The organism is Burkholderia sp. 3C, from assembly GCF_054589155.1.
On record NZ_BAAILN010000044.1, the window covers coordinates 313,745 to 315,541 of the forward strand.

Annotated in this window: 1 protein-coding gene; it reads left to right on the forward strand. The window is 67.1% G+C overall.

Going from position 1 to position 1,797, the window contains the following annotated elements; all coding sequences use genetic code 11:
• Positions 1-110: 110 nt before the first annotated feature.
• The coding region (locus ACYP33_RS07750; RefSeq protein ID WP_459620802.1) for a bifunctional aconitate hydratase 2/2-methylisocitrate dehydratase at positions 111-1,797 on the forward strand (1,687 nt) is incomplete at its 3' end.

Sequence of the window (1,797 nt, forward strand, 5' to 3'; positions counted from 1 at the left end):
GACGCAAAAGCGGTTAACGACTAGAATCCCGGGCGAAGCAGCACCCGTAGCAGCCTCGGAGCGCCTGAAAGAGGCCTTCGCCCTGAAACGCCCTATCAGCAGGTCCCCCCATGCTAGAAAACTTTCGTGCTCACGTAGCCGAACGCGCCGCGCTCGGTATCCCCCCCCTGCCGCTGACCGCCAAGCAAACCGCCGAACTGGTGGAACTGCTGGCGAACCCGCCCGCAGGCGAAGAGCAAACCCTCGTCGAACTGATCACCTACCGCGTGCCCGCCGGCGTGGACGAAGCCGCCCGCGTGAAGGCCGGCTTCCTGGCCGCCGTGGCCAAGGGCGAGACCGCCAGCCCGCTGATCTCGCGCGAGCGCGCCACCGAGCTGCTCGGCACGATGCTGGGCGGCTACAACATCCAGCCGCTGATCGAACTGCTCGCCGATGAAGCCGTGGCCGCCACCGCCGCCGACGCGCTGAAGAAAACCCTGCTGATGTTCGACCAGTTTCATGACGTGAAGGAGTTGGCCGACCAGGGCAACGTTCACGCCAAGGCCGTGCTGCAAAGCTGGGCCGACGCCGAATGGTTCACGAGCCGCCCGGAAGTGCCGGAAAGCCTGACCATCACGGTCTTCAAGGTCACCGGCGAAACCAATACCGACGATCTGTCCCCGGCGCCGGACGCCACCACCCGCCCGGACATCCCGATGCACGCGCTGGCGATGCTGAAGAACGCGCGCCCCGGCATCACGCCGGAAGAAGACGGCAAGCGCGGCCCGGTCAAGTTCATCGAATCGCTGAAGGAAAAGGGGCACCTGGTCGCCTACGTGGGCGACGTGGTCGGCACCGGCTCCTCGCGCAAGTCGGCCACCAACTCGGTGCTGTGGTTCACGGGCGAAGACATCCCGTTCGTGCCGAACAAGCGTTTCGGCGGCGTGTGCCTCGGCGGCAAGATCGCCCCGATCTTCTACAACACGATGGAAGATGCCGGCGCGCTGCCGATCGAACTCGACGTGTCGCAGATGGAAATGGGCGACGTGGTCGAACTGCGCCCGTACGACGGCAAGGCCCTGAAGAACGGCGCCGTGATCGCCGAATTCACCGTCAAGTCCGACGTGCTGTTCGACGAAGTGCGCGCCGGCGGCCGCATTCCGCTGATCATCGGCCGCGGCCTGACGGCCAAGGCGCGTGAAGCGCTGGGCCTGGCTCCGTCCACCCTGTTCCGCCTGCCGCAACAGCCGGCCGACAGCGGCAAGGGTTTCTCGCTCGCGCAGAAGATGGTCGGCCGCGCCTGCGGCCTGCCGGAAGGCCAGGGCGTGCGCCCGGGCACGTACTGCGAACCGAAGATGACCTCGGTCGGCTCGCAGGACACCACCGGCCCGATGACGCGCGACGAACTGAAGGACCTGGCCTGCCTGGGCTTCTCGTCCGATCTCGTCATGCAGTCGTTCTGCCACACGGCCGCCTATCCGAAGCCGGTCGACGTCAAGACGCACCAAACCCTGCCGAACTTCATCAGCACGCGCGGCGGCATCGCGCTGCGTCCGGGCGACGGCGTGATCCACTCCTGGCTGAACCGCATGCTGCTGCCCGACACCGTCGGCACCGGCGGCGATTCGCACACCCGCTTCCCGATCGGCATCAGCTTCCCGGCCGGTTCGGGCCTGGTGGCCTTCGCGGCCGCCACCGGCACGATGCCGCTGGACATGCCGGAATCGGTGCTGGTCCGCTTCAAGGGCAAGATGCAGCCGGGCGTCACGCTGCGCGACCTGGTCAACGCCATCCCGCTGTACGCGATCAAGGCCGGCA